This is a genomic window from Mesorhizobium sp. WSM4846, from assembly GCF_055811415.1.
This window is the reverse complement of the sequence record NZ_JBVVPZ010000031.1, coordinates 1-26307: the sequence shown is the minus strand read 5'-3', so window position 1 is coordinate 26307 and position 26307 is coordinate 1. Positions and strand designations below refer to the sequence as shown.

Below are 26307 nucleotides of genomic sequence, written 5' to 3'. Positions count from 1 at the left end.
TCGCTACCGTGGCGTTCCTGGCGCACAGGCTACGGAGTCCGTCATCCCTTTGGGGTGGCGGGCTTTCGTATCAATTGGCGGCTTTATCGGCCTGTGAAAAGTCCTCGCCATCCGCTTCGTGTCACGATCGCGGGCGGAGGCAGCCACCCGTCTCAGATCGCCTCGCGCTGCCGTTCCGGCGTGGCGACCAGCAAGGCCGCGGCGGCGTTGGCGGCAGCAAGTGCGGCCTCGACCCGATGCCCGCGGGCAAGGCCTGCCGCGAACGCGCCGACGAACTCGTCGCCGGCGCCATGGGTGCTGACCACCTTCACCGGAAGGGCGGCCCGCGCGAACGCCTGCCCGTCGCGGCCGCAATAGGCAACGCCCTCCCCGCCGGCCGTGACGATCGCCGCCGGGTAGAAATCGATCAGCATGCGTGCCGCCTCGGCAGCACCCTCGAGCGTATCGACGACCGCAACGCCGGCCAAAAATTCCGCCTCGATGGCGTTGACGATGACGATATCGGTGAGTGCGATCAATTCGCCGGACAGTTTTCGCGCGGGGGCGGCGTTGAGCACGACGCGGCCGCCATGCGCCTTCACCGCCCGCGCTGCGGCAATGTTGGCGGCTTCCGGCACCTCGTTCTGCAGCAGCAGCACCGCCGTTTGCGCAACCATCTCGGTCGCGGCCACGATGTCCTTCTCGCCCAAGGTGAGATTGCTGCCCGAGACGATCACCGCGCCATAATCGCCGCCGGCGTCGAAGATCGCCACGCTCATGCCCGAGCCGGCGCCAGGTGCGACCCGCACGAAGCGGCTGTCGACGCCGCGGCGCGCGAGATTGCTGACAAGCGCGCGGCCGAAATCGTCATCGCCGACGGCGCCGATCATTGCCGAGCGCACGCCGGCCCGCGCCGCCGAGACCGCCTGGTTGCCGCCCTTGCCGCCGCATTTCGGCTGCCAGGCACGGCCGGTTACGGTTTCGCCCTTGCGCGGGCGGTCGGGCGCTTCGACCATGATGTCGTAATGCAGGCTGCCGAACACGGTGACCAGCGGAGCCGTCATGTGCCCCGATCTTTCATGAGCCGCCCCAATCTTTCATGAACCGCCCTTGTCCCGGCGTTTCGACGTCACCGCCGACATCGTGCGGCCGAGATTGCGCTCCGCCGCCTGGTAGTCGCGCTGCGCCACCGCGACGAACAGCGCGTCGAGAATGTTGAGCTGGGCGATGCGCGCCGCCGCGTTCTCGCCCATCAATGGCGAGCCCTGCGCGGTCGAGCACAGCACGATGTCGGCGACGGCGGCCAGCGGCGAGTTGTCGTAATTGGTGATCGCCAGCGTCCGCGCACCGCTCTTGCGGGCGAGATGGATGGCATCGATGACGGCGCTGGTGTTGCCGGAATGCGAGAAGCCGACGGCGATGTCGTCGGCGCCGAGCAGCGAGGCCGACATCAGCATCATGTGCGAATCGTCGTAGACGGATGCGCGGATGCCGATGCGCAGGAATTTGTGCGAGACGTCGCGCGCGATCTGCGCCGAACCGCCGACGCCATAGAAATCGCGGTTCCTGGCGCGGTACAAAAGATCGGCGGCGCGGTCGAAATCGTCCATGTCGAGGATCGCCAGCGTCTCCTCCAGCGCCTGGATCGAGGTGCGGAACACTTTTTGGACGATCTCGGCCGAACTGTCGTCGACCGACAGTTCCTGGTGCATTTCGGCGGTCGGCAGGCGGCTGTATTCGTAAACCGCGGTGCGGAAGTCGCGATAGCCGGAAAAGCCCAGTTTCTTGGCGATCTTCACCACCATCGCCTCCGACACGCCGGCTTCTTCGGCGATCTGCTTGAGCGGAATGGTCTCGTCGAAGCCGCGCCGTCCGAACACGGTTTCCACCACCTTCGCCTCGAGCGGGGTCAAATGCGGCATCATCATGCGGATCCGCGGTCCTACTGCTTTCAGATCCAGGCTGGTCAAGGTCATCCACGTCCCCTCGTCACGCGATCGATGAGCATCGCGGCGAGGATAATAAGGCCAGTTGCCAAGAGCTGATAGAAGGACTGGACATTCATCAGCGTCAGGCCGTTGCGCATGGTGCCGAGGATGACGGCGCCCAGGATGGTGCCGACGACGCTGCCCTTGCCGCCCATCAGCGAGGCGCCGCCGATGGCCGCCGCGGCGATGGCATCGAGCTCCCAGAGATTGCCGAGAATGGGTTCGGCGGCACCCAGCCGTCCGATCAGGATCTGCGCGGCAAGGGCCGCCAGCAGGCCCGAGATCATGTAGGCGGCGATCTTGGTGCGAGCGATCGGCACGCCGGCTATGTAGGCCGCCTCCTCATTGCCGCCGACGGCGAGCAGATATTCGCCGAAAGGCGTCTTCTTGAGGATGATCCAGGCGATCAGCGCGACCACGGCCACGATGATGACCGCCAGTGGCAATCCGAACAGCGAGCCGTTGAAGATGGCGCGGAAGCCGGCAGGCAGGCCGAGCACCGGATTGCCGCCGGTATAGATCAGCGCCAGCGCCCGGTAGGTGCTGAGCGTTCCCAGCGTGACGATGAAGGGCTGCAGCCCGACATAGGCGACGAGCACGCCGTTGAGCAGGCCGCAGACGAGGCCGATAGCGAAGCCGGCGGCGATGGCCAACGGAAACGGCACGCCGGCAACCAGCATCGAGGCCGAGATGACGGCCGAAAGGGCTGCCGTCGGCCCGACCGACAGATCGATGCCGCCCGAGATGATCACCAGCGTCATGCCCAACGCCAGGCAGGCGTTGATGCTCGACTGCTGCAGGATGTTGATCAAATTGCGCTCGGCAAAGAAGCCCGGGACCAGCGCGCCGAAGACGGCGAGGATCACCACCAGGCCGATCAGCGTGCCGGCGTCGCGCAGCGAAAACCGGTGCAGGAATTCAGCCCGTGGGCGCGCTGCTGTGTGTTCGGTTACATCAGTCATACGCTGGTCCTGTCCGTTATGCCTTGCCGGCCCGATGGCCTTGCGCCTTGCCGGCTTTGCGTCTCCGATTGGGGTATGGCGTGCGCCGCGATCGCCTGTTCGCTGAGATCGGCCCGGTCGAGTTCGGCGGCGACCGTGCCGTCGCGCATGACCAGCACGCGGTCGGCGAGCCGGATCACCTCGGGAAGCTCGGACGACACGACGACGACCGAATGGCCTTCGGCGGCGAGCTCCTCGATCAAATGGTAGATCTCCGCCTTGGCGCCGACGTCGATGCCGCGCGTCGGCTCATCGAACAAAAGGATGCGCGTTCCCGCCGCCAGCCAGCGGCCGATGATCGCCTTCTGCTGGTTGCCGCCGCTGAACAGCCGGATCGGCCGGTCGAGCAGGAACGGGCGCAAATTGACCCGCTTCATCTTCTCGGCCGCGACCCGTTTCAGCCTGGCGTGATCGATGACGCCGCACGGTGCGAACACGCCCATCGAGGCCAGCGCCATATTGCTGGAGATCGACCGCAGCGGCACGATGCCTTCGCGCTTGCGCTCCTCCGGCACCAGGCCGATGCCGGCGGCGATGGCGTCGCGCGGATTGGCGAGTTTTATCGCCTTGCCGTCGATCTCGACCCTGCCCGACGAGGCGCGGTCGGCGCCGGCCAGCAGCCGCAGCAGTTCGGTGCGGCCCGAGCCGACCAGGCCGGCAATGCCCAGCACCTCGCCGCGGTGCAGGTCGAACGAGACGTTACGGACTTTTGTCGTCGAGGCGAGGCCACGCACGCTCAGCCTGACCTCGCTCGAGGTGTGCGAACGGTGCTGTTCCTGGGCGAGCTCGCGGCCGACCATCATCGAAACGACGGCTTTTTCCGACATTTGCGCCAGATCGACGGATCCGACCACGACGCCGTCGCGCATGATTGTGGCGCGCTGGCAGATGCCGAACACCTCGTCCAGCTTGTGCGAGACATAGACGACCGCGACACCGTCGCGCGCCAGCCCGGCAATGACTTCGGCCAGCCGCTCGAACTCGCTCGGCGTCAGGCTCGATGTCGGCTCGTCCATCGCCACGACGCGCGCCCGATCGAGCAGCGCCCGGGCGATCTCGACGATCTGCCGCTGCGCAACCTTCAGGCTGCCGAGCGGGACTGCCGGATCGATGGTCGGATCGAGGGCGGCAAGGGCTTCCGCGGCGCGGCGTTCCTGCTCGCGGCGGGCGACGAAGATGCCGCCGCGCGTCAGCGGATGGCCGAGGAACATGTTCTGGGCGACGCTGAGATGCGGCACCTGCTGCAATTCCTGATGGATCATGGCGACGCCCGCGGCGCGCGCCGCGACCGGATTGTTCAGCGCCACCGGTCTGCCGTCGATCAGCACGCTTCCGGCGGTCGGCCTGTAGACCCCCGACAGGATGCGCAGCAGCGTCGATTTGCCGGCGCCGTTCTCACCGAGCAGGCCATGGATTTCGCCGGCGCCGACCGAAAAGGACACATCGCTCAGCGCCCGCACGGCCGGAAACACCTTGGAAATGCCCTCGAATTGCAGCCGCGCGACAGACATTGGTTCTATTCTCCAGGCAAAGGGCGCCAGCCGAAGGGCCGGCACCCGCACACCTGCCTTAATTGCCCGCCGCCGCGTCTTCGAGCAGCGCCTTGCGCACGGCCTCGCCGGCGCCGGAATAGCGGTCGGCATTGTCCTTGGTGATCAGCGCCTGCGGCGTGGCTACGACGCGCGGCAGCTTCTGCCCGGCCACCAGCCGGAGCGCCGATTCCAGCGCCACCTCGCCGGTCAGCACCGGGAAACTATCGACGGTGCCGGTCAGCTCGCCGGCGCGGATCGAGGCATAGGCGTCGGAGATGCCGTCGGTGCCGAAGACGGCGACCTTGTCCTGCAAGCCGGCGGCCTTGACGGCCTCGACGATGCCCAGCGCCATGCCGTCATTGTTGGCATAGAAGCCGATCAGATCGGGGTGCTGCTGCAGGATGTTGCTGGCAGCGTCGTAGGAGGTCTGGCGATCCCAGTTGCCGGGCACGCTGGCGACGACCTCGAACTTGCCGGCCTCGGTGATCGTGGTCTTGAAGCCATCGGTGCGCTGGACGGCGGCATAGACGCCGGCCTGGCCTTCGACGATGGCGACCTTGCCGCCATCCGGCCGGTTCTTGATGAACCATTTGGCGACGCGCACGCCATTGTCGCGCTGGACATTGCCGACATAGTGCTCAGCCTGCGGGATGACCGCGTCATTAACGTTGACCACCGGCACGTTGGCGGCCTTGGCCTGTTCCATGATCGGCTGCAGGTTGGAGTCGGTCTGCGGCGAGACGAGCAGCACGTTGTAGCCCTGCGTGACCAGGCCTTCAGCGATGGTCAGCTGGCCGAGCTGGTCGCCCTCGCTCTGCGCCGCCTGGTAGATGACCGGCACGCCGACGCGATCGCCCAACGACTTGTAGCCCTCACCCAGCGAGCGCCAGTATTCGTTGGTCAGCGTCTTGGAGACGGCGCCCGCCCTGGTGCCGTCGGGCAGCTTGGGAAACGCGCCGAACTTGGCCTCGAGCTGCGACCAGTCGATGCGGTCCTTCTCGGTATCGGAATTGAGCGGCACGAGGTCCGCGGAAAAGGCCGAGCCGATGGACAGCGCCATGAGCGCAGCGGTGGCGGTGGCAAGCAGAAATTTCATGGTCTTCCTCCCTTCTTGAACGTTGATGGCGCCCGCGTCAGCTGTCCGGCCCGAGCATGGCTTCCTGGATGATGGCTTGCGACGCGACCGCGTCCTGGCGGTCGATGGCGGTGGACAGGCGGTTGTCCCTTTCCAGCCGCTCGACGACGCGCAGCATGCGCTTAACGGTGGCGATGTTGACTTCGCATTCGTGGATCGGATCGAGCCCGGTCATGTCGGGAAATGTGTCGAAGTAGATGGCGCCGGCGTAGCCGTCGCGGCGGATCTGCCTAAGCAGCTCGATCGTCTGCAGCGTATGCACCGCGCCGACCATCAGGCCGTCGTCGCGCTTGGCGTAGCCGTCGTTGAGATGCACGCCCAAGAGCTTGCTGTGGCGCGCCACGAGTGCCGCGGCAAAGGCCGGCTGCTCGTCGGCATAGAGCACATGGGCGAAATCGAGCGTCACGCCGAGATTGGGCAGGCCGATCTCGCGGATCGCCAGCAATGTCGTCGCCGCGTCGGGCATCAGGCTGTAGGAGCGCGGCTCGTTGGGCTTGTACTCCAGGCTGATCTCGCAGTCGGGATCATGCGCTGCCACTTCACGAATCCCATCTATTTCGTGTTGCCACAGCGTCGCGTAATCGGCCTGGAAAGCATAGTCGAAGCCATCCTGGCCAAGCCACAGCGTCATCAGATTGGCCCCCGCCTCACGTGCGGCGTCGATGCCCGCCTTGGTCAGGTCGATGGCTTCGCGGCGAACTGCCGGATCCGGATTGGTGAAGGCGCCGAGCTTGAAGGCCGGATTGGAGTAGTAGCGCATGGCGAAACCATTGATGGAAAGCCCGAGATCGCCGAGTTTTTGTGTCATTTCCGCAGGTTTTTCCTCGACATGATCGGGAAAGTTGAGGTCAAGGTCGGTCAGCCCCGCAACCTTCGCCGCACGCGCCGCCATCTGCAGCATGGACGGCTTGCCGACAAGATCCGGCCATTCGGCGTGTGGCCGCGAGGCAAAGGAATTGAGGCGTGTGGCGAAACGACTGGCTGTCATGGGTTGCCCTTTTGGTGGACATAACTTCACATATTTTTAAATATTTGTAAAGTTCTCATTTGAGAGATGCGCCATTGGTCGCTTGTTGCCTCGTCCAGCGTTGCTGATCGTAACCATGTACAACCGCTGGCCGCCCTTGCGTCTCGCGCGCCAATTGATCATCCTCGCCGCAGTTGCACCGCGGCCGGGGGGTTCGCACATGCCGACGCTTTATGCGCTGAAACCGGCCTTCCAGGCCAGGCTGCGGCCGCTCGCCGACCGGCTGGCCGGGGCCGGCGTCACCGCCAACCAGATCACGCTGCTGGCTGCCGCCCTGTCGGTTGCCACCGGCGTTGTGGTTGCGGCCCTTGCCGGCCATCGCGCGGTCTTCCTGCTGATGCCGGTGGTGCTGTTTGCGCGCATGGCGCTCAACGCCATCGACGGCATGCTTGCGCGGGAACATGGCCAGGCCTCAAAACTCGGCATGTATCTCAACGAGCTCTGCGACGCCGTCTCCGACCTGGCGCTGATCCTGGCTTTTGCCGCTCTCTTCCCTGCCTGGGGCGTCGTCGCCTTTGCCGTCACAGCAGTGCTTGTGGAGTTCGCCGGCGTGCTTGGCATCGCGGCAGGCATCGGGCGCAATTATGCCGGGCCGTTCGGCAAGAGCGATCGGGCGCTGGCGCTCGGCATCGTCGCCGTCCTCGTCGCCTGCGGCCTGTGGGTGGACGCGATCACGCCGTTCGTGTTTCCGGCAATGGCTACACTGTCGCTGGTGACCGCCATCAACCGGATACGCAGCGGCCTTAACGGGAGGGGCGACTGAAATTCCGGTCGCATCCGCCTGGGGGAAAACATGCTTCATGAACCGACGATTGCTGCTTCCGCAGTTGAGGAGCGGGTGGCGCAGGAGCGCAGCTTCCGCAGCCATGACGGCACCGAGATCTTCTACCGCTACTGGCCGGCTGTCAGGCAACCCGCCAAGGGCGCGATTGTGCTGTTCCACCGCGGCCACGAGCATGGCGGCCGCATGGCGCATCTGGTCGACGAACTCGATATGCCCGGCCATGCCTTCTACGCCTGGGACGCGCGCGGCAATGGCCGCTCGGCCGGCGAGCGCGGCTATGCGCCGTCTTTTGCCGCACTTGTGCGCGACATCGATTGTTTGGTGCGCGAGATCGGCAGAGACGGTTTTTCCCAGCGCGACATCGCGCTGATCGCGCAATCTTTCGGCGCGGTGCTCGCCGCTGCCTGGGTGCATGATTATGCACCGCAGATTCGCGCCTTGGTACTGGCCTCGCCGGCCTTCTCGGTCAAGCTCTACGTGCCTTTCGCCAAGCAAGGCATTGCGCTGTGGCAGAAGATCAAGGGCCGCTTCTTCGTCAATTCCTACGTCAAGGCCAAGTTCTTGACGCATGACCCCGAGCGCATCGCCTCCTTCGAGGCCGATCCGCTGATCACGCGGCCGATCGCTTCCAACATCCTGGTCGAGCTCTACGACCACGCCGCCCGCATCGTCTCGGATGCCCGCGCCATCACCGTGCCGACGCAATTGCTGATCTCCGGCAGCGACTGGGTTGTGCGGCATGGACCGCAGCACGAATTCTTCGTCAATCTCGCCAGCCCGGCCAAGCAGCGGCATGTGCTGCCCGGCTTCTTCCACGACACGCTGGGCGAACGCGACCGCCGCAAGGCACTCGACCTGATCAAGCCGTTCCTCGAAAGCCAGTTCTCGACGCCACAGAAGTCCGTCGACCTGACCGCGGCCGACCGCTCCGGCTACACACGCGACGAGGCCGACCGGCTGGCCTCGCCGCTCGCTTTGCTGTCACCGAAAGGTCTCTCCTGGGCAATGAGCCGCGCCTCGATCCGTATCGGCGCCTGGCTGTCGTCAGGCATGAAGACCGGGATCGCCACCGGCTTCGATTCCGGCTCGACCCTCGACTATGTCTACGAGAACCAGGCGCGGGGCGCCGGTCCGCTCGGCCGCATGATCGATCGCACCTTTCTCGACGCCATCGGGTGGCGCGGCATCCGCCAGCGCAAGCTGCATCTCGAAGAGCTGATCGGCAGCGCCACCGGGACGCTGAAGGCCGCCGGCCGCACAGTCCATATCGTCGATATCGCTGCCGGCCACGGCCGCTACGTGCTCGATGCCGTCGCCAAATGCGCCGAGCCGCCGGCCAGCGTGCGGCTGCAGGATTTCTCCGAGCTCAACGTTTCGCTCGGCTGCAAGCTGATCGCCGAGCGGCACCTGCCGACCAACGTATCGTTCCACCAGGCCGACGCCTTCAACGCCGAGATGCTTTCCGGGCTCGAACCGGCGCCGGACCTGGCCATCGTCTCCGGGCTTTACGAATTGTTTTCCGACAATGCCATGATCATCCGCTCGCTCGGCGGGCTGGCCACGGCGATGCAGCCCGGCAGCCTGCTTGTCTACACCAACCAGCCCTGGCATCCGCAGCTCGAAATGATCGCCCGCAGCCTGACCTCGCATCGCGGCGGCCAGGCCTGGGTGATGCGCCGGCGCACGCAAGGCGAGATGGACCAGCTGGTGGCGGCGACCGGCTTCGAGAAGCTCGACCAGCGCATCGACCAGTGGGGCATCTTCACCGTATCGGTCGCGCGGCGCGTCTGAGCATGGTCTTGCCTGTCCTTGGCCCTGCCGCCCCTTCTGCCCCTGCGCGCGAGCCGTACGCTGGAATCGCGCTGCGGGCGGCGCTGTGGCTGGCCTTTCTGGCGCCGTTCTTCTACGCGAGCTACGGCTTCGCCAACTGGCTGGCGTCGCAGCGCGATGATGTCGGCAGCATCGTCTTCGCCTGGGAGCACAACATCCCGTTCATCGCCTGGACGATCGTGCCCTACTGGTCGATCAATCTGTTCTACGGCCTGTCGCTGCTGCTCAACGATACCAAGCGCGGCGTCGATCGGCTTGCCGGCCGCTATCTGACGGCGCAGATCGTCGCCGTCGCCTGTTTCATCCTGTTCCCGCTGACGGCGACCTTCGTGCGGCCGCAGACATCGGGCCTGCCAGGCTTCATGTTCGCGGTGCTCGGCGGCTTCGACAAGCCGTTCAACCAGGCGCCGTCGCTGCACATCGCGCTGCTGGTCATCATCTGGGATCATTGGCGCTATCGGCTGAAAGGCATGGCCGGCGTCGTCTGGCATGCCTGGTGTCTGCTGATCGGCGCCTCGGTGCTGACGACGTGGCAGCACCATGTCATCGATGTCCCGACCGGCGCTTTGCTCGGCTTCTTCGCCCTGTGGCTGTTTCCGCGCCACGGCGAATTGCCGTTCGCCGGCTTCCGGCTGACCGCTGATGCCGGCGCGCGGCGGCTGGCGCTGCTCTACGCGCTGGTCGCAGCGCTGGCGCTGGCCGGCGCCGCTGCCGGCGCCTTCGTTTTGGCGCTGTGGCTCATCCTGCTGTGGCCGGCGCTGGCGCTGGCCATCGTTGCCTTCGCTTATGCCGGAGCCGGCGCCAAAGTGTTCCAGAAAACGGCCGACGGCAGCGTCTCGCTGGCCAGCCGTGTCTTGCTGCTGCCCCACCGGGTCGGCGCCAGGATCAATGCATGGATATGGACGCGCAAGCTGCCGTCGCATGTCGCCATTGCCGACGGTGTCTTCCTCGGCCGCTTTCCCGCCGTCGCCGAGGCCGGCGCCTTCGGCACGGTGATCGACCTTGCCGGCGAGCTGGAGCGGCCGCGCGGCGTCACCTGCTGCTGGGCGGCTGTCGCCATGGTCGACCTTTTGCCGCCATCGCCCGAGGCGCAGGCGCAAGCGGTGGCGGCGATCGAGGAAGCGCGCAGCCACGGCACTGTGCTTGTCTGCTGTGCGCTCGGCTTCCAGCGCAGCGCCGGCGCCGTCGCCGCCTGGCTGGTTGCCACCGGCCGCGCCGACACGCTGGCGCAAGCGCGAACCAAGCTCGCCACCGCGGGCCGGCCGGTGCATCTTCACGTGGACCAGCCGGCATGAGTGCCCATCGAGACCAAGCCGAAGCGTTCGCCGCCGGACTGATGACGCAGGCGGTGTGGCCGCTGTTTTTTGTGCTGGCCGCGTTGGCGGCCGCGCCGGTCATTGCCGTGGCAGCGCAGCCGCAGGCGACCACGCTGGCGGCAGCGGCGTGGCTGGTCGCGGCAGCGAGCGGCGTGGTCACTCTCGCAGTCTCGGCCCTGCTTGTCTTCGACGCGTTGCTGTTCTGGCTGATGGCGAGCCACATCAGCGAGGCCGCCGGCGGTGCCTCGGTCGATGACGTGCTGGCGCGCATGCGCGTAAAACCGGCCGCAGCCGGCATCCGCTCGCTCGACCGGCGCATCGCGGGCACGCAACGCCTGCTGATGAAGCAGCGCATCGCGCTCGGCCTGTTCGTCGCGGCGTCGCTCGTCGCCTTGTCTTTCTGAGGCCGACGATGAGCAAGCTCGGCACAAGCACCTTCACCCTGCTGCAGACCGTGACCTCGGTCGGCCTGTCGGCGCTGGCCTGGGCGGTGACCGGCGTGCGGCCGATCTGGAACGGCAGCCAGCCGTCGAACCGGCAGCGCATCTACTTCGCCAATCATGCCAGCCACGGCGATTTCATCCTGCTGTCGGCCTGCCTCAGCGAGAAGCAGCGCGCCCGCACCCATGCGGTGGCAGCCGCCGACTATTGGGGAAAATCGCGGCTGCGCCGGTTCATCGCGCAGGACATGCTGTCCTCGGTGCTCATCCACCGGCAGTGGACCGATGAAGCGCAGAATCCGATCTCGATCATGCTGTCGGTGCTCGACGAGGGTCATTCGCTGATCATCTTCCCCGAGGGCACGCGCAACATGACCGACCAGCCGCTGCTGCCGTTCCGCTCCGGCCTCTACAATCTGTCGATGGCGCGGCCCGACGTCGAACTCATCCCGTGCTGGATCGAGAACATGTCGCGGGTGCTGCCCAAGGGCCAGTTCGTGCCGGTGCCACTGCTCTGCCGGGTGGTCTTCGGCGCGCCGATCGCCATTGCGCCCGGCGAGGAACGCCGAACCTTTCTCGAGCGCGCCCGCCAAGCACTGCTGGCGCTGAACCCCCGCCCGCCAACGCATGATGCGGAAAAGTGGAATCCGGTTTACCGAAAAACATCATTCGACCAAAACAGCGTCGAGCCCAAAGAGCGTAGAGCCCAATGAGCTGGAGATCGTGCCGGATCCGGTATCCGGCACGACACTCCCGGACACGATCCTCCAATACACGATGCTCCCAGACACGATGTTCCAAGAGACGACTAGAACAACATGCCAATGCACGAGACGCTTATCATGGTTGTCGGCCTCACTGCGGTGCTGACCACGGCAAGCCTGGTCGCCGGCATCCTGTCGTGGCGCGCGCCGAAGCCGCTGTCCTCGACGCTGGTCAATCTCAACCAGCGCATCAACGCCTGGTGGGTGATGGTGGTGGCGATCACCGTCGCCTTCTTCTTCGGCCGCGCCGGCATGACCATCCTGTTCGCGCTGATCTCGTTTGCCGCCTTGCGCGAATTCGTGACGCTGACGCACAGCCGCCGCAGCGACCATTGGGTGCTGCTCGGCATGTTCGGCATCATCATCCCGTTCCAGTACTGGCTGGTGTGGACCGCCTGGTACGGCCTGTTCACCATCTTCATCCCGGTCTACTGTTTCCTGCTGATGCCGGCGATCACCGCGCTGCACGGCGACACCGAGCGCTTTCTCGAGCGCGTCTCGGCGCAGCAATGGGCCGTCATGATCTCGGTCTACTGCGTCAGCCACGTGCCGGCCCTGCTGACGCTCGACGTGCCCGGCTTCGAAGGCCGCAACTTGTTGCTGGTCGTTTTCCTGATCATCACCGTGCAAGGCAGTGACGTGCTGCAATACATCTTCGGCAAGCTGTTCGGCAGGCACCTGATGTCGCCGAAGGTTTCGCCGTCGAAGACCTGGGAAGGGCTGGTCGGCGGGCTGGCGACGTCGAGCCTGCTTGGCGCGCTGCTGTCGTTCCTGACGCCGTTTTCGCCGCTCCAGGCGGCGGGTGTCGCCCTCATCGCCTGCCTGATGGGCTTCCTCGGCGGGCTGGTCGCCTCCGCCATCAAGCGCGACCAGGGGGTGAAGGACTGGGGCCATCTGATCGAGGGCCATGGCGGCATGATGGACCGCGCCGACAGCCTGGTCTTCGCCGCCCCGGTTTTCTTTCACACGGTGCGCTATTTCTGGACGTGAGGGCGAGCTACGACCTCAGAGGCTGTTTCGAAAGTCGCTCCGGCGAGTCATATGGTGGTGGTTTCGAGAACCGGAGCGCAGCGGACATTTGGGTCCGTGAGCACCGGAAGCGCAGAAAACGCCATCAGATGGCCGCCGGAGTAGAGTTTCCAAACAGTCTCTTACTTTGCAGCCGCAAGCGGCGCCTTCCTGGCCGGGCGCGGCCGGCGGCGCATGCGGCGCTTGGCAGCGACCTTCAGCGCAACCGGCGGATCGCTCGACAATGCGCCCAGAACGGCTTCGACCATGCCAAACGCCACAAAATCGGCGTTGATGTCATTGGTCCATTCGACTTCTGTCTTTTTGTCGTCGCCGTCCTTCGACCAGAACACGATCCCTACCCGCAGCGCCGACCTGGCACGTTTCAGCCGACGAACAAGAAAACGGGCGTGCTTGACCGAGTCGCGGTTCAGGAATCCGACCACAACGGTGTCGACCGCGTCGAGCTCGAGCCGGCGAATGCCAGTCGGATCCATATCGGCAAAGCTCGCCTTCGAGACCGTCGCCCCCTGGACTTCGAGCACCTGCGCCAGCATGGCGGCGGCGGCATCGTCGAGTTCGCCGCGGCCGCCGGCACACAGCACCGTGATGTCCGTGCCATCCGGCAGCTCAGTGTCGTCCTCGCCCTCCGCTTGAGCCTGCTTGTCCTTGTCCGCCGGCGCAGGTTCGGCTGTGGCCGGATCATCGTCCTCCTCCGCTTCCTCCCGTGCGCTGTCGTCGAGGTTCGCCACCAGCATCTGCGCGCTGGCCGCCACCCGCCGTCTTTGCTCATCGCCCATGACGCCGCGCACCCGATCCTGCTCGCCGAGCAGCAGTGCGGCAATGGCGACCTTGTCATAGAATTCGAACAGATATTTTTCCTCCAGCATCTCCTCGGCGTGATCCGTGGCTTCCTCTGGATCGCCGGCCAGCAGCCGTTGGTAGAGCCGGGCGTGGGGTTCGAGCACCGGTTCGTTGCCGAACAGGACGTCGAGGAATTCGAACTGCGGCACGTGCCTGCCGAGCACGACGAGGCAGACTGTGAGCGGCGTCGACAGGACCAGGCCCAGCGGCCCCCAGAGCCAGGTCCAGAAGATCGCCGCAACGATGATGGCCAATGGCGAAAGCCCCGTTCGTGAACCGTAGAGCCACGGTTCGACGATGTTGCCGGTGATCATTTCCATGGCCACGAACAGTCCGGCGGTCCACAGCACGAGCGACCAGCCGGGCGCCACGGCAAGCGCCAGGAACAGCGGCAGCAGCGCACCAATGATCGGGCCGATATAGGGAACAAAACGCAACGCCAGCGCCAGCAATCCCCACAGCAGCGCATTGGGTATGCCGAGAACCCAAAGCCCTGCTGTAACCGGTATGGCATAGACGATATTCACGACCAATTGCATGAGCAGATATCGGCCGACCCGCTTGCCCGCTTCTTGGAGCGCCTCGGTGGTCCGATGAAGGTCGCCGTAGCCGACGAGGCGTATGAAACGATCGCGCAGGTCCTCGCGCTCGAGCAGCATGAATATGACGACGACGACGATCAGGCCGGCCGATGCCAGCGGGCTGATCAGCGGGCCGATCAGGTTCTGCAGAACCTGGAGCGGCCTTTCGCGTGCGATGATCTCGACGGGCACCGGCTCGCGCCGTGGCTGATCCGCGGCGGGCGGCGAGGTTTCCTGCCTGTCGAGTTCCTGGCCAACACGTTCGATCGCCTCGCTCAGCCTGGCGATGACGCCGCCGCCGACGCCGGTCTCCTTCAGGGATCGGACTTTGGTCAGGATATTTGACTGGTAAAGCGGGATGTTCTGCGCCAGTTCGCTGACCTGCGTGGCGACAATGAAGGAGAACAGCGCAAGCACCGTGAATGCGCCCAGCACACTGGCGATGACCGCAGGAAGACGGGGAATGCCGACCCGTTTGAGTGCCGAAACCAAGGGTGCAAGCGCAAAGGTCAGCAGCAGCGCGATTGCGATCGGCAGGAAAACCTCGCGCCCGAAATACAGGGCCGCAACCGCCGCCACGACGGTCGCGACGGTGGGCAGCGACATGCGCGGCAGGGCCATGGCAGCCGAAACAACGCCCACCAGCCCGGGCTCCGACGGATTCATGCCGTTTCGCCGATTGGCCGCCACTTGATGCCTCCACCCTGCCATGACCATGATCGGGCATATTGAGCCGGCATGCAACGTCCCCACCTTCGTGCCAGCGAGCCCCGCGCGAGCGACAAGCGGTCTTCGTCTCTCGCTCAGCCCGGGGTCAGACGGCCCGGTGTCAGGCGGAATGGCTCAGCCAATGACGGTCGAACACGTCGACGATGGCGCGGAACTCGGCCGGCGGGATCTGGCTGGCGCCGCCGTCGCTGTCTCCGACGAGGAATTGCGCCAGCTGCCGGTCAACCGCTTCCGTCTGCTCGACGGACAGGCCAAGCGATGCCAGATCGGCGGCGATCGATCCGTCGGGCGGCAGATATCCGCCCCATGCCTGGGGCGCCGGATTGCGCAAGCGGACCATCAGGATCCGGGTCAGCGAGGGCTGCGGCTCCGGGCCGATGATGGTGGTGCCGCACAAATAGCCGCCAAGCACGCTTCCCGGCCGCGAGTGCGGAAACAGGCACAAGAAGAATTGCGCTTCGCCGCTGGCTTCCTTCAGATGCGCATAAAGCCCGCGTTTTGCCGACGTCATCTGCCCACCGAGCAGCAGCTGCCCGGTCGGCAAGGCCTCGCGATAGGCGGCGGTCAGGCCGTTCGCCCCCGGCCCGACATCAATCGACAGGCTGCCCCTGATCAACTGGCCGCGATAGTAGGGCGACAAGGCGCTCGAATAACAGGCGTAGGTTCCGGCAAGGGCCAATCCAGGGCTCCGCTCCTCATGCCCGGCAGCGGTTTCGAAATGCGCATTGGCGCGGCGCTCCAGTTCGGCCCTGTCGATGCCGTGGCGGGCACAGATCGCCGCGGTAAAACCTGGCAGGTCGCTCTCGGCGATCCAAGCGCCGGGCTGCTCCAGCTTGAGCAGCTTCGTCCAGTCGTCGTAGACGCTGAGCTCGCGTGGCTGGGAGCGCCCCTGCAGCCATTTATCGGCGCGGCCGAGGTCGAACGCCGTCTTCGGGTTGACGCCCCGGAACGCCGCCGCAAGGTCCTTGCGGGTGACGGTCCCCAGCACGGCCGCGGTCAGCCGCAATTTCTGCGCGATATGCTGTGCCATCCTACCCGCCCCTTTATGCCGCCGCGAGGATAGCACGCGCCGGCTATACTTTTCCACAAGCTCATATTCCAGAAATTCCGGAGAATTCCACGCCCCTCCACGCGCCTGCGCTTTTCGCCCCGCCGGGCGGCGCTAAGGTCGCGCAGGGCAGGGGCAAGTTATGAAACTCACGCTATTTAGGCCTGAATACCAACACCCTTCCTCAGTCATTTGAACGACGGCGAAGCCGAGCTCTCGGCACCGGCACAAACCAGCGTAGATGCCGCCTCAATAAGGAAGGAATAATTCGATGTCCTGGATTGCCTCCCCCAAAATCCCTTTCACCGCGGTTGCGGCTGGATCCGCTGCACTGCTGCTGCTGACCTTCGGGCCGGATGGACCGTCGCGTGCCGCTGCCGGCTCGCGCGCGGCAGCGACATATGGCAAGGCGGCTCCTGCGGCGCCGGTCATCGATCCGACGCGCATCGAAGTCGACGGCGGCGCGCACGTGATACGCTTTTTCATCGACGGCAAGCAGGTCGCCCTGCTCGACTCGAACGGCTTCAGGGATTGAGCTTAACACCAGCGTTGGCCGCGACATTGAGCGGCCAAGCGCAACTGGATGTCTGGGTTCTGTCGCGGCCGCTCCAAGCTTCGGCCTGATGCGGCTGCAAGCCTACACGTGCCGGCAACTGCTCACATTGTACTTTTCCACAAGCTAATATTCCAGAAATTCCGGAGAATTCCACGTCCTTCCACACAGCGGCCGTGTTCGGGCCGGCGGCCGCGGTTAACCATACGTTAACCATGGAGGGACCTCGTCATGAAACTTGCCCTGTCTGCACTTCTCACCGTGCTCGCACTTTCGCAAGCCGTGGAGGCCAAGACGAAAGCCGTTGCCACCGATGCCAAAGCGTCCTCAGCCGAGAAAAACCGGCCGCCGCTCGACAACAAGTCCACCAGCGGGATCACGTCGTCTGATGCGACGGCGGCGCCAGCCGACAACAATGGATCCAGTCTGTATCCGCCGGCGATCTATTTCAATTTCTAGAGTCTCTCCATCCGTTGTGGGGCTCAATCTTTAACCGGCCGTACGCCGCTTGCGGTGTCCGCGATCGACGGGTCCGCATTTCGACAGGTCACCTGTTCGACAAGTCATTTGTTTGACAGGCCACTTGATCGACAGGCTTAGCCGGCCGCGCGCCAGGCTGTGATCCTCCACCTTCCGGTGAAATCGGCTTCAACCACGAGGCATCGCCGACTTCGACGGGCGATACGGCCTCCTGACCTGAGCAACAAGGGTGCCCTGCCCGCTTCACGCGCCAGCGATGGCACAGTTGCCACCACGCTTGACCTTGCCGCCATCCGCCGGATAGTCCGCTATCCCCTTCGATGAAAGACCCTGAAATGGCAGACGCGATCGTAAGAGACAGCAACGGGGCCCAGTTGAACGAGGGCGATTCCGTCACCCTGATCAAAGATTTGAAGGTCAAGGGCACGTCGGAGACGATCAAGCGAGGCACGCTGGTGAAGAACATCCGTCTCACCGGCAATCCCGGCGAGATCGAGGGCAGCACCAAGCAGGTAAAGGGCCTGGTGCTGAAGACCGAGTTCCTGAAAAAGGCGTGATCGCGCCCGGCACTCAGTGCGTAACCGGCCGCCCCGGAGCCACTCCTTGAAAGCCGCCGAAAGTGCGATATATCAATGACTAAGCGTGCGTTGCACGCGACGTAGTGCTTTGGTCAAGCTTCATCTGTGGAGGTTGTCATGGCAAACGATCTGATGGAAGGAAAGAAGCCTCAGGATTGGATCAACCTGATCCTAGCGGCATGCCTGTTCATCTCACCCTGGGTTGTCGGCTTCGCTGCTGAAACCACTGCTGCCTGGAACGCTTGGATTGCCGCGATCTTGCTCGGCGCCCTGGCTCTCGCGGCGCTTTCAGTATTCGCCGAATGGGAAGAGTGGGTGAACCTTGTCGTCGGGCTCTGGCTGATCGCGTCGCCCTGGCTGCTCGGCTTCGTGGCAAACGCCAACGCAATGGCGACCCACGTTGTCCTCGGCGTGCTGGTGGTTGCGGCATCGGCCTGGGCAGTCTGGGACTCCCGTCATCATCCGCCAGCGCATGCGTGATCGGTGACGACTGATGCTTGTCGCCCAAAAGCATGCCCTTGGGCCTGACCCGAGGGTGCGCAGCGGTTTTGGGGGTAACGACAGGCACAGAAACAAAGACTTAAAGCGCGTCGATTTCCTTTCGAACGCGAGGCGCTTTAAGGGAGGAGCGCGGCGCGCGAACGGCGGGCTCCTTCTAAAGCCCGAGATCCGGCCCGCTAGAGTGTTTTTGCAGCCAGGAGGAATCTGGCGTTGCAGAAATGCGGCTAAAACGAACAGATAGAGCGGACGCCAGTCAAATTCGCACGCCTCCCGCCCGCCGTATCCCGGCCAAATTGTCTTTTTGTGCTCCAAAATCCCGCCGCCCAAGTCCGCCGCCGCGGATGCGGATGGCAGCGCTGGCGCGGCGTTCGCTGAGGACGCGCCGACGAGCATGCCGCACTGCACCCGGCAAACTTCCACATATGTTGCACTGCGTTAGATTTGTTGCATTGCAATATCAATGCATTGCGTCGAGTCTTCGCACGGGTGGCTTTTCAACGACTTCGCGAGGTTTTGCCGTGTCAGCATCGTTTCGGCCTGATATCGAAGGGCTGCGTGCGTTGGCGGTGTCCGGCGTCGTCGCGTTCCATTTTGGCCTGTCGGACCTGCCTGGCGGCTTCACCGGCGTCGACATCTTCTTCGTCATCTCCGGCTACCTGATCACCGGCCAGCTGCTGCGGGAAATCGCCGAGGACGGCAGGCTGGACCTGTGGCGGTTCTATGCAAGGCGCGCCCGGCGCCTGCTGCCGGCCTCGCTGTTCGTCATCTTCGCCACGCTGGTCGCCGGCTACTTCATCCTGTCGCCGGACGAACAGTCGCTATATTCGAAAGGCGCCATGTTCGCCTCGGCCTATGCGATCAATTTCTGGCTGATACGCTGGTCGTTCGACTATTTCGCCCCCGACGCGGCGAACAACCCCTTCATCCACTTCTGGTCGCTCTCGGTCGAGGAGCAGTTCTATTTCGTATGGCCGGGGCTGCTTCTGCTGGCGGCATGGCTGCGCCCGGGCAAGCGCACGGCGATCCTGGTGATCGGCCTCACCGGCGCGGTGTCGTTCGCCGTCTGCGCCTGGCTCACCACCGTGGCGCAGCCCTGGGCCTTCTATTTCTCGCCGCTCAGGGCCTGGGAATTCGCCGCCGGCGGCCTGGCGACGATGGCGCCGGTAAAATTCTGGCGTGAGCGCCCGCAACTGGGCGCAGCACTGGCATGGCTTGGCCTGGCGCTGATCGCCGGTGCCTATCTGACCTTCAGCGAGCAGGACACCCCCTTCCCCGGCTTTGCGGCGGTGGTGCCGGTGGCCGGCACCGTGCTCCTGCTGCTCAGCGGCTCCGGCAATGTCCAAAGAGGGCCGAGCGCCATGCTGGCGCTGCCGCCCCTGCAATGGGTGGGGAAACTTTCCTACTCACTCTACCTCTGGCACTGGCCGGTCATCGTCTATGCGACGATGATGGTGCCCGACCTGGCCTGGCCGGGGCGGCTTGCCTGCGCCGCATTGACGCTGGCGCTGTCGCTCTTCACCTATAATTTCATCGAAAACCCGATCCGTCGCAATGGCTGGCTGATGGCGAACGCGGCGCGCGCGCTAATCCCCGCCGCAATGCTGACCGGCGCCGGCGTCGTGGCGACTTACGCCAATGCGCGCCTTGCCGTGGACGGCCTCGACCCCTCGCAACGCATCATTGCCGAAACTGCCGCGCAGCCCTCTACCGCGCGCGCCAAGGTAGGCTGCGTTGTCGACTACGAGACAGTGACGCCGAGGGCCTGCGAGTTCGGCGCCAAGAATGCCGAGCGCTCGATCGCGCTGTTCGGCGATTCGCATGCCGATCACTGGTCGACGCCGCTGATCGAGGCCGCGAAGAAGAACGACTACAAGGTCGTCACCTGGCTCAAAGCCGCCTGCCGGGCATCGCGGCTGACGGTCTGGAGCTCGAAGCTGAAGCGTGACTACACCGAGTGCGATCAATGGCGCGAGCAATCGATCAAGGAGATCATCGCCCTGCGCCCGAGCCTGGTGGTGATCTCGGAGATCGCGCTGACCAGTTCGCGCAAACTGTCGCCCGACGCCCGGCAATCCGAAAGCCTCGATCAGGACTGGCAGGGCGGCCTGCGCGCAACGCTGGAGGCGTTCAGCCAGGCCGGGCTGAAAGTCGCCTTCATCCGCGATGTGCCGTTCAACACCCTGTTTGTCGACACCTGCGTGGCCCGCGCGCTGTGGCGTGGACAGACGCCATCGGTATGTGACGCGCCGCGAACCGACGCCGCCAACGACGCTATGGCCGCGGTGGAGCGTGACATCGTGCGCGCCGTCCCCAACGCGACCTACATCGACATGACCGACCGGTTCTGCGACGCCAAGACCTGCCATGTCTTCATCGATGGCAAGCTGGCCTATCGCGACCGCCACCACATGGCGACGCCCTTTGCGCAAACGCTGGAGCCGACGGTCGAGCGCGCGCTGTTCTCGACCGGGGCGGCCGGGAAGTAAGGCGCGCAAGACGCGCCTTTCACCAGCGTCTCGGTGCCCCCAGTCTCAGTGCAAGCCAAACTCGCGCAGCAGTTCTTCGCGGTAGCGCACGAACCGGCTCTCGCTGCGATCGCGGGGGCGCGGCAGTTCAACCTCGACCAGCCGAGCTGTGCCGCCCTTCTCCCTGGGCAGGATCAGCACCCTGTCGGCAAGATAGATCGCTTCTTCCAGATCATGGGTGACCATGACCATGGTGACGTTCTCCTCGCTCCAGATGCGCGCCAGTTCCTCCTGCATGCCGATCTTGGTCATGGCGTCGAGCGCGCCCAGCGGCTCGTCGAGCAGCAGGATTTCAGGTTGCACGGTCAAGGCCCGGGCAATGCCGACGCGCTGCGCCATGCCGCCCGAAAGCTGCCTGGGATAGGCATCGCTGAATTCGGCCAGGCCGACGAGCGCGGTATAGAAGCGGGCCTTGTCCTCGGCTTCCGCCTTGGGCACGCCCCGCACTTCGAGGCCAAAGGCGACGTTGCCGAGCACCGTCAGCCAGGGCAGCAGGCGCGGTTCCTGGAAGATGACCGCGCGCTCGGCGCCGACGCCATGGACCGGCCTGCCGTCGATCGCGACACCGCCGCTGTCGGCGGCCTCAAGACCGGCAAGGATGCGCAGCAGCGTCGTCTTGCCCGATCCGCTGGCGCCGACGATGACGAGACATTCGCCGGAGCGGATATCGAGGTTGAGCGTCCTCAGCACGGCAAGCGGGCGCCCGCCGAGGGTGAAGGATTTGGAGAGGTCGCGTATCGTGACCTCGCCACCGCTTGTGCTGGCCATGGCCGTCTCCCGATCAATTGGTTTTCGTTTCGCCTCGCCCGTAAAGAATATCCGCGGCTTTCAGCCTGCCCTTGGGCAGCCGGCCGTCGCGCTCGAGCACGCCGACCCAGAAGTCTATGTCGCGGTCGTCAGCCTTCGCCCCTTCGCGCAGGCCGAAGCCGGTCCAGTAGCGCGCCAGCTCGCCATTTTCGCCGCGTTTATCGAAAATCTCCGCGAGCACCTTGCGCGCCTCGTTCGGGTTCTGGCGCGACCAGTCGGCGGCGCGGGCCGACTGTTCGACGAAATTGCGGGCGCCGTCCGGATGCGCCGCGATGAAGTCGCGCCGCAGGACAATGAAGCCGCCGGCCAGTTCGCCCAGCACGTCGGTGTCGTTGAACACGCCGCGCACACCGCCCTTGTCGACCAGCGCGCCGGCAAACGTCGCCTGCCAGTAGCCCAGTGCCGCGATATCGACCTGGCGTGACCGCAAGGTCTGTTCAAGCTGCGGCCCGGGCACGACGACGAGGTTGGCGGCATCCGGCGGCAGGCCGACGCCGTGCAGCGCCTCGCGCACGATGTAGTCGAGATGGGCGCCGAGCGTGTTGACCGCAATGGTCTTGCCGGCGATGTCGGCGATCGATTTGATCGGGCTGTCTTCCAGCACGTAGAAGACGCTGCGCACTCGGCCGTTGATGCCGTTGCTTGGATAGGCGGCGACGAAGTCGTTGCCGCCGGAGATCGAATTGATCACCGCAGCGGTTGCCGCCGAGCCGAGATCGACGCTGCCGGAGGCGAGCGCGAACAGCGATTCCGGGCCGCCGCTGGAGTAGCCGACATTCTCAAGCTTGACGCCGACGTCCTTGAAATAGCCGAGCGCGTCCGCCAGCTCATGCGGCGAGATGCTGCCGCGGCTGGCGAGGTAGCGCAACGTGACCGGCGCGGCTTGCGCAACGGCAAAGCGAGGCAGGCCGGTGGCGATGATGCCGGCGGCAAAGGGAGCGCCAGCAAGCAGGGATCGGCGAGTGATTGGCATGGTCCGGACTTTCGTGTTGGAGGATGGGGCCTGTTGGAGAGCATGGTTGAAAGCTGGTCAGTCGATGGGATTGCTCCAGCGGCAGAGTCGCCGCTGCAGGCTGACCAGCGCCTGGTTGGCGATCAGGCCGAGGCCGGCAAGGATGACGATCGCTGCAAACATCAGCGGGATCTGGAAGTTGTACTGCGCGTTCATCACCTGGAAGCCGATGCCCTTGTTGGCGCCGATCATTTCGGATGCGATCAGCAACAAGAGCGCCGTGGTCGCACTCAGCCTCAAGCCGACGAAGATCGAAGGGGCGGCCCCCGGAAGCACGACCCGGCGAAACGCGGTGAGCCGCGTGGCGCCGTAGACCCGGGCCATCTCGAGCAGTTTCGGATCGACTTGCTTGACGCCGCTGATGGTGTTGAGCAGCAGCGGAAACAGCGTCGCCCAGAAGATGACGAAGACCTTTGATGCCTCCCCCAGCCCGAGCAGCAGGATGAACACCGGATAGAGCGCAAGCGCCGAGGTCTGCCGGAAAACCTGCAGGATCGGGTCAAGCGCGGTTTCGACGGCGCGCACCTGGCCCATGAACAGACCAAGCGGGATGGCAACCGCCACCGCCGCCGCGAAGGCGAGGCCGGCGCGCTGCAGGCTGATGGCGATGTCGCCAAGCAAGGTGCCGCCGGCCAGACCATTCCACAGTGCGGAGACGATCGTGTCGACCGGCGGCAGCACCGCGGCGTTGACCCATCCCGCGCTGCTCGACACCTGCCAGATCGCGAGGAAGCCGATCAGGATGCCGTAGCGGGACAGGAAGCGGATGACAGTGCGGTTGGCCAGGCGCGGGAAATCGGCGCCAAGGCCGGTTCTGCCGTCATGTGCATCGATCGTCACCCGCTGCTCGATGTGTTGCAAACTCATCGTCTTGCCCTTTGCTTCAAGAGAATCTATTCGGCGGCCAGCACCTTGGAGCGGGCAGCGGTCCAGGGATTTTCCGGCCGCCTGAGGCCGAGATTCTCGCGCAGCGTCCTGCCCTCGTAGGCGGTGCGGAACAGGCCGCGACGCTGCAGCTCGGGGATCACCAGGTCGACGAAATCGTCGAGCGCGCCGGGCAGCCACGGCGGCAGGATGTTGAAGCCGTCGGCGGCGTCGTTGCCGAACCATTCCTCCAGCTGATCGGCAACCTGCGCCGCGCTGCCGATGACCGTGTAGTGGCCGCGGGCCGTCGCCACCCACTGGTAGAGCTGGCGGATGGTGAAGTTGTGCTCGTCGGCAATCTGGCGGATCAGCGCCTGGCGGCTCTTCATGCCTTCGGTTTCCTTGCTCGGCGGCAGCGGTCCGTCGAGCGGGTACCCCCTGATGTCGAGCGTCTGGCCGGCCAGCCCGTTGAGCAGGGCCACGCCATCCTCGGGCAGGATCAACGCGTTCAACTGCTGGTACTTGGCGCGGGCTTCCTCTTCGGTGCGGCCGACGAAGGGTGCTACGCCCGGCATGATCAGCACCTGCCCGGGATCGCGGCCGACCGCCGCCACGCGCGCCTTGATGTCGCGGTAGAATTCTTGCGCCGAGGCCAGGTTCTGATGGGCGGTGAAGATGACCTCAGCCGACTGGGCGGCGAGCTTGCGTCCGTCTTCCGACTGCCCGGCCTGAACCACCACCGGGTGGCCCTGCACCGGTCGCGGCACATTGAGCGGGCCTTTGACGCTGAAATGCCGGCCCTTGTGGTCGATGTCGTGAAGCTTGTCCGCTTCGTAGAAGCGCCCCGACTTCTTGTCGCGGATGAAGGCATCGTCTTCCCAGCTGTCCCACAGCGCCTTGACCGTCTCGACATGCTCGTGCGCGCGGGCATAACGCTCGGCGTGGGCAGGCTGCGTCTCGCGATTGAAATTGCGCGCGGTCTCGTCGCCCGCCGAGGTCACCACATTCCAGCCGGCCCGGCCGTTTGACAGCAGGTCGAGCGAGGCGAACTTGCGGGCGAGCGTATAGGGCTCCTCATAGGTGGTCGAGGCGGTGGCGATGAAGCCCAGATGCGTGGTGAGCGGCGCCAATGCGGCAAACAGCGTCACCGGCTCGAACCCGGCGATCTTGGCATTGCCGCCTTCGCGGGCGCCGAGGCCGACGGTCAGATTGTCGGCGAGGAAAAAGGCGTCGAACAGGCCGCGCTCGGCGGTCAGCGCGAGCTGCCTGTGGAACTCGAAATTCGTCGCGCCGTCGGCCGGCGCGTCAGGATGGCGCCAGGCTGCGATATGCTGTCCGCCACCGGGCAGGAAAGCACCAAGCTTCATCTGCCTCGACTTGCTGGGTCTGGTCATTGCGGGCTCCTTCTGAGCTGTGCGGGAAGCGAATTGAGGACACGGGCCGGTATTCAGGCGGCAAGACCGACGCTGCGTGGCACCGCACGGCATGCTTCGGCGACCGCTTGGCTGGCGCGAGCATGGATGGCTTCGGACACCAGCACGCCGTTGGCGAAGTCCTTGTCGGAGGCGTAGATCGCTGTCGGCAGGGTCAGCGCCTCGAAGAAGCCGAACAGCGGCCGCAGCTGATGTTCGACCACCAGCGAATGACGATCGCCGCCGCCGGTTGCAGCAAGGATGACTGGCTTTCCCCGCAGGGATGACGGGTCGAGCAGGTCGAAGAAATGCTTGAAAAGCCCGGTGTAGCTGCCTTTGAAAGTCGGCGAGCCAACCACCAGGACGTCGGCGCCCAGCAATCGCTCGACGATGTTCCTGGCCGATGGATCCAGATCGCCAATGCGCCTTGCCAGCGGAAACGACCGACCGAGATCCTCGATGTCGAAAACGGTCGAGGCTGCTCCGGTGCTGCTCGCCACCTCCGCAACGATGTGGCTGATGAACGCCTTGGTCTTCGACGGACGGGTCAGGTTGCCCGACAGCCCCACCACCAGATTTTTCGACATTTGGGCTCCTCGCAAAACGCTTGTGTGCGTTAAGTCTACTAAGTTTATAAAGTTTAAAGAGAAAGAAGATTTCAAATCGAACCCGCCAAGCGGATTGAGTTTGCGGCACATCGCCGTTGATTGGTTCTTTCGACGCGAAATGCGAACGGCGAGTTTGGCGAGGGCGTCTTGACCGCATTCCGGCCATGCGTTGATGATCTCAGCGCACCAAAGGCATCGCCCCGGGGGATTCGCATGAAAACAGCCGTTCTGAAGTATCTGCTCCTGGCCTGTTTGCTGGCATCGCCGGGGCAGGCGCAGATGGGGGCGCAGTCGAAGTCGCAGTGGAAGCCGGTCGAGAAGGTCGAAACCTACGCCATTTCAGGGCAGACCGGGCCGGAACTCCATGCCTCGATGGGCGAGCAGGGGCCAACCATCGGCAAAAGCAAGCGCCGCGTCATGGCATACACCGATTACAAGCTGACCTGGGTCAGAAACTACCAGCCGCAAGGCGATGCCTGCGTGCTGATGTCGGCACGGCCGAAGCTCATCATCACCTACATCTTGCCCAAGCCATCCGGGTCGCTACCGGACGCCGTTCAAAAAAGCTGGGAGGTTTTTGCTGCTGGCCTTGCCGCCCATGAAAAGGTGCATGGCGAGATGTATACGGACATGGCGCGAAAGATCGAGGCGGCCACCATCGGCTTGTCCGTCCCCGACGATCCCGGCTGCAAAAAGATCAGGACCGAAATGACCAGGCGGCTTGCCGAACTCTCCCAGGCTCGGCAGAAGGCAAGCCGCGAGTTCGACCGGGTAGAATTCGCCCCGCGCGGCAATCTGCAGCGGCTGATCGTCGATTTGCTGATGGGGCGGTAGGCTCCACCGAGAGGAGAAGCAGTGAGCTGGAGCTGGAAATTAAGGCAAGGTGGGCGGGACAGCGCCCGGACAGCGCCCCCCTCTGTCCTGCCGGACATCTCCCCCAC

Annotated in this window: 25 protein-coding genes; 12 read left to right on the top strand and 13 right to left on the bottom strand. The window is 64.9% G+C overall.

Features of this window, described 5'->3' with window-relative positions; genetic code table 11:
* Nucleotides 1-152: 152 nt before the first annotated feature.
* From AC0L15_RS22950 to AC0L15_RS22925, 6 genes are read right to left on the bottom strand one after another with little or no spacing between them, the layout of a single operon-like run.
* On the bottom strand, nucleotides 153-1043 hold the full coding sequence (locus AC0L15_RS22950; protein ID WP_287249649.1) for a ribokinase: 891 nt from the start codon (nucleotides 1041-1043) through the stop codon (nucleotides 153-155).
* 33 nt (nucleotides 1044-1076) lie between these two features.
* A complete protein-coding gene (locus tag AC0L15_RS22945; RefSeq protein WP_091598869.1) occupies nucleotides 1077-1955 on the bottom strand; it encodes a MurR/RpiR family transcriptional regulator in 879 nt (292 codons plus the stop codon).
* Complete coding sequence (locus AC0L15_RS22940; protein WP_023799047.1) at nucleotides 1952-2929, bottom strand: ABC transporter permease; 978 nt, start codon at nucleotides 2927-2929, stop codon at nucleotides 1952-1954. The genes AC0L15_RS22945 and AC0L15_RS22940 overlap by 4 nt, the downstream gene beginning before the upstream one ends.
* Nucleotides 2926-4479, bottom strand: a complete 1554-nt coding sequence (locus AC0L15_RS22935; protein ID WP_287249632.1) for a sugar ABC transporter ATP-binding protein — start codon at nucleotides 4477-4479, stop codon at nucleotides 2926-2928. The genes AC0L15_RS22940 and AC0L15_RS22935 overlap by 4 nt, the downstream gene beginning before the upstream one ends.
* 58 nt (nucleotides 4480-4537) lie before the next feature.
* On the bottom strand, nucleotides 4538-5596 hold the full coding sequence (locus AC0L15_RS22930; RefSeq protein ID WP_287249630.1) for a sugar ABC transporter substrate-binding protein: 1059 nt from the start codon (nucleotides 5594-5596) through the stop codon (nucleotides 4538-4540).
* Nucleotides 5597-5633: 37 nt separating this feature from the next.
* Complete coding sequence (locus AC0L15_RS22925) at nucleotides 5634-6623, bottom strand: TIM barrel protein (RefSeq protein ID WP_473497177.1); 990 nt, start codon at nucleotides 6621-6623, stop codon at nucleotides 5634-5636.
* Between the two features lie 199 nt (nucleotides 6624-6822).
* Between AC0L15_RS22925 and AC0L15_RS22920 the strand changes: the two genes are divergently transcribed.
* The 6 genes from AC0L15_RS22920 to AC0L15_RS22895 all read left to right on the top strand — a co-directional run bounded on the left by AC0L15_RS22920 (nucleotide 6823) and on the right by AC0L15_RS22895 (nucleotide 12786).
* The gene (locus AC0L15_RS22920; RefSeq protein ID WP_287249626.1) at nucleotides 6823-7425 is read left to right on the top strand and encodes a CDP-alcohol phosphatidyltransferase family protein; all 603 of its coding nucleotides are present in this window, start codon (nucleotides 6823-6825) and stop codon (nucleotides 7423-7425) included.
* 30 nt (nucleotides 7426-7455) lie between these two features.
* Nucleotides 7456-9237: a bifunctional alpha/beta hydrolase/class I SAM-dependent methyltransferase gene (locus AC0L15_RS22915; protein WP_287249625.1), complete on the top strand. Its 1782-nt coding sequence runs from the start codon at nucleotides 7456-7458 to the stop codon at nucleotides 9235-9237.
* 2 nt (nucleotides 9238-9239) lie between these two features.
* The gene (locus AC0L15_RS22910; RefSeq protein WP_287249623.1) at nucleotides 9240-10571 is read left to right on the top strand and encodes a phosphatase PAP2/dual specificity phosphatase family protein; all 1332 of its coding nucleotides are present in this window, start codon (nucleotides 9240-9242) and stop codon (nucleotides 10569-10571) included.
* Nucleotides 10568-10996, top strand: a complete 429-nt coding sequence (locus tag AC0L15_RS22905; RefSeq protein WP_287066367.1) for a hypothetical protein — start codon at nucleotides 10568-10570, stop codon at nucleotides 10994-10996. Before AC0L15_RS22910 ends, AC0L15_RS22905 begins: the two co-directional genes overlap by 4 nt.
* Before the next feature lie 8 nt (nucleotides 10997-11004).
* Nucleotides 11005-11745 carry a lysophospholipid acyltransferase family protein gene (locus tag AC0L15_RS22900; RefSeq protein ID WP_287249621.1) on the top strand — a complete coding sequence of 247 codons (741 nt, stop codon included), beginning with the start codon at nucleotides 11005-11007 and terminating at the stop codon, nucleotides 11743-11745.
* A gap of 111 nt (nucleotides 11746-11856) precedes the next feature.
* Nucleotides 11857-12786 (top strand): phosphatidate cytidylyltransferase, encoded by a 930-nt coding sequence (locus tag AC0L15_RS22895; RefSeq protein ID WP_287249619.1) that lies wholly within the window; start codon nucleotides 11857-11859, stop codon nucleotides 12784-12786.
* A gap of 161 nt (nucleotides 12787-12947) precedes the next feature.
* Here the strand turns inward: AC0L15_RS22895 and AC0L15_RS22890 are convergent, their stop codons facing one another.
* Together AC0L15_RS22890 and AC0L15_RS22885 are read right to left on the bottom strand one after the other, a co-directional pair.
* Nucleotides 12948-14939 carry an AI-2E family transporter gene (locus AC0L15_RS22890; protein WP_473497174.1) on the bottom strand — a complete coding sequence of 664 codons (1992 nt, stop codon included), beginning with the start codon at nucleotides 14937-14939 and terminating at the stop codon, nucleotides 12948-12950.
* 139 nt (nucleotides 14940-15078) lie between these two features.
* Nucleotides 15079-16008 carry a hypothetical protein gene (locus AC0L15_RS22885; RefSeq protein ID WP_473497172.1) on the bottom strand — a complete coding sequence of 310 codons (930 nt, stop codon included), beginning with the start codon at nucleotides 16006-16008 and terminating at the stop codon, nucleotides 15079-15081.
* A gap of 289 nt (nucleotides 16009-16297) precedes the next feature.
* Between AC0L15_RS22885 and AC0L15_RS22880 the strand changes: the two genes are divergently transcribed.
* From AC0L15_RS22880 to AC0L15_RS22860, 5 genes are all read left to right on the top strand, one after another.
* Nucleotides 16298-16561 (top strand): hypothetical protein, encoded by a 264-nt coding sequence (locus AC0L15_RS22880; RefSeq protein ID WP_023799059.1) that lies wholly within the window; start codon nucleotides 16298-16300, stop codon nucleotides 16559-16561.
* A 249-nt stretch (nucleotides 16562-16810) separates the two neighbouring features.
* Nucleotides 16811-17038: a hypothetical protein gene (locus AC0L15_RS22875; protein WP_027154287.1), complete on the top strand. Its 228-nt coding sequence runs from the start codon at nucleotides 16811-16813 to the stop codon at nucleotides 17036-17038.
* A 356-nt stretch (nucleotides 17039-17394) separates the two neighbouring features.
* A complete protein-coding gene (locus tag AC0L15_RS22870; protein WP_287249611.1) occupies nucleotides 17395-17616 on the top strand; it encodes an alkylphosphonate utilization protein in 222 nt (73 codons plus the stop codon).
* Nucleotides 17617-17754: 138 nt separating this feature from the next.
* Nucleotides 17755-18117, top strand: coding sequence for an SPW repeat protein (locus AC0L15_RS22865; RefSeq protein ID WP_027154285.1), 363 nt, complete (start codon nucleotides 17755-17757; stop codon nucleotides 18115-18117).
* 539 nt (nucleotides 18118-18656) lie between these two features.
* Nucleotides 18657-20624 (top strand): acyltransferase family protein, encoded by a 1968-nt coding sequence (locus AC0L15_RS22860; protein ID WP_287249608.1) that lies wholly within the window; start codon nucleotides 18657-18659, stop codon nucleotides 20622-20624.
* 45 nt (nucleotides 20625-20669) lie between these two features.
* Here AC0L15_RS22860 and AC0L15_RS22855 read toward each other — a convergent pair whose 3' ends face one another.
* From AC0L15_RS22855 to msuE, 5 genes are read right to left on the bottom strand one after another with little or no spacing between them, the layout of a single operon-like run.
* On the bottom strand, nucleotides 20670-21431 hold the full coding sequence (locus tag AC0L15_RS22855) for an ABC transporter ATP-binding protein (RefSeq protein ID WP_287249605.1): 762 nt from the start codon (nucleotides 21429-21431) through the stop codon (nucleotides 20670-20672).
* 13 nt (nucleotides 21432-21444) lie between these two features.
* Nucleotides 21445-22443: an ABC transporter substrate-binding protein gene (locus AC0L15_RS22850; protein ID WP_287249602.1), complete on the bottom strand. Its 999-nt coding sequence runs from the start codon at nucleotides 22441-22443 to the stop codon at nucleotides 21445-21447.
* 57 nt (nucleotides 22444-22500) lie between these two features.
* Nucleotides 22501-23349: an ABC transporter permease gene (locus tag AC0L15_RS22845; RefSeq protein WP_287249599.1), complete on the bottom strand. Its 849-nt coding sequence runs from the start codon at nucleotides 23347-23349 to the stop codon at nucleotides 22501-22503.
* Between the two features lie 26 nt (nucleotides 23350-23375).
* Complete coding sequence (locus tag AC0L15_RS22840) at nucleotides 23376-24740, bottom strand: LLM class flavin-dependent oxidoreductase (protein ID WP_287249596.1); 1365 nt, start codon at nucleotides 24738-24740, stop codon at nucleotides 23376-23378.
* 53 nt (nucleotides 24741-24793) lie between these two features.
* Complete coding sequence (gene msuE, locus AC0L15_RS22835) at nucleotides 24794-25345, bottom strand: FMN reductase (RefSeq protein WP_128246992.1); 552 nt, start codon at nucleotides 25343-25345, stop codon at nucleotides 24794-24796.
* A 234-nt stretch (nucleotides 25346-25579) separates the two neighbouring features.
* Between msuE and AC0L15_RS22830 the strand changes: the two genes are divergently transcribed.
* On the top strand, nucleotides 25580-26200 hold the full coding sequence (locus AC0L15_RS22830) for a DUF922 domain-containing Zn-dependent protease (RefSeq protein ID WP_287249595.1): 621 nt from the start codon (nucleotides 25580-25582) through the stop codon (nucleotides 26198-26200).
* Nucleotides 26201-26307: the final 107 nt, after the last annotated feature.

Excerpts from the sequence above, each read along its gene's own strand:
- AC0L15_RS22925 (WP_473497177.1), bottom strand. The coding sequence starts at position 6,623 with ATGACAGCCAGTCGTTTCGCCACACGCCTCAATTCCTTTGCCTCGCGG.
- AC0L15_RS22900 (WP_287249621.1), top strand. The coding sequence starts at position 11,005 with ATGAGCAAGCTCGGCACAAGCACCTTCACCCTGCTGCAGACCGTGACC.
- AC0L15_RS22905 (WP_287066367.1), top strand. The coding sequence starts at position 10,568 with ATGAGTGCCCATCGAGACCAAGCCGAAGCGTTCGCCGCCGGACTGATG.
- AC0L15_RS22950 (WP_287249649.1), bottom strand. The coding sequence starts at position 1,043 with ATGACGGCTCCGCTGGTCACCGTGTTCGGCAGCCTGCATTACGACATC.
- AC0L15_RS22885 (WP_473497172.1), bottom strand. The coding sequence starts at position 16,008 with ATGGCACAGCATATCGCGCAGAAATTGCGGCTGACCGCGGCCGTGCTG.
- AC0L15_RS22910 (WP_287249623.1), top strand. The coding sequence starts at position 9,240 with ATGGTCTTGCCTGTCCTTGGCCCTGCCGCCCCTTCTGCCCCTGCGCGC.
- AC0L15_RS22920 (WP_287249626.1), top strand. The coding sequence starts at position 6,823 with ATGCCGACGCTTTATGCGCTGAAACCGGCCTTCCAGGCCAGGCTGCGG.
- AC0L15_RS22935 (WP_287249632.1), bottom strand. The coding sequence starts at position 4,479 with ATGTCTGTCGCGCGGCTGCAATTCGAGGGCATTTCCAAGGTGTTTCCG.
- AC0L15_RS22870 (WP_287249611.1), top strand. The coding sequence starts at position 17,395 with ATGGCAGACGCGATCGTAAGAGACAGCAACGGGGCCCAGTTGAACGAG.
- AC0L15_RS22865 (WP_027154285.1), top strand. The coding sequence starts at position 17,755 with ATGGCAAACGATCTGATGGAAGGAAAGAAGCCTCAGGATTGGATCAAC.
- AC0L15_RS22895 (WP_287249619.1), top strand. The coding sequence starts at position 11,857 with ATGCACGAGACGCTTATCATGGTTGTCGGCCTCACTGCGGTGCTGACC.
- AC0L15_RS22850 (WP_287249602.1), bottom strand. The coding sequence starts at position 22,443 with ATGCCAATCACTCGCCGATCCCTGCTTGCTGGCGCTCCCTTTGCCGCC.
- AC0L15_RS22840 (WP_287249596.1), bottom strand. The coding sequence starts at position 24,740 with ATGACCAGACCCAGCAAGTCGAGGCAGATGAAGCTTGGTGCTTTCCTG.
- AC0L15_RS22855 (WP_287249605.1), bottom strand. The coding sequence starts at position 21,431 with ATGGCCAGCACAAGCGGTGGCGAGGTCACGATACGCGACCTCTCCAAA.
- AC0L15_RS22830 (WP_287249595.1), top strand. The coding sequence starts at position 25,580 with ATGAAAACAGCCGTTCTGAAGTATCTGCTCCTGGCCTGTTTGCTGGCA.
- AC0L15_RS22845 (WP_287249599.1), bottom strand. The coding sequence starts at position 23,349 with ATGAGTTTGCAACACATCGAGCAGCGGGTGACGATCGATGCACATGAC.
- AC0L15_RS22930 (WP_287249630.1), bottom strand. The coding sequence starts at position 5,596 with ATGAAATTTCTGCTTGCCACCGCCACCGCTGCGCTCATGGCGCTGTCC.
- AC0L15_RS22875 (WP_027154287.1), top strand. The coding sequence starts at position 16,811 with ATGAAACTTGCCCTGTCTGCACTTCTCACCGTGCTCGCACTTTCGCAA.
- AC0L15_RS22915 (WP_287249625.1), top strand. The coding sequence starts at position 7,456 with ATGCTTCATGAACCGACGATTGCTGCTTCCGCAGTTGAGGAGCGGGTG.
- AC0L15_RS22880 (WP_023799059.1), top strand. The coding sequence starts at position 16,298 with ATGTCCTGGATTGCCTCCCCCAAAATCCCTTTCACCGCGGTTGCGGCT.
- AC0L15_RS22940 (WP_023799047.1), bottom strand. The coding sequence starts at position 2,929 with ATGACTGATGTAACCGAACACACAGCAGCGCGCCCACGGGCTGAATTC.
- AC0L15_RS22945 (WP_091598869.1), bottom strand. The coding sequence starts at position 1,955 with ATGACCTTGACCAGCCTGGATCTGAAAGCAGTAGGACCGCGGATCCGC.
- msuE (WP_128246992.1), bottom strand. The coding sequence starts at position 25,345 with ATGTCGAAAAATCTGGTGGTGGGGCTGTCGGGCAACCTGACCCGTCCG.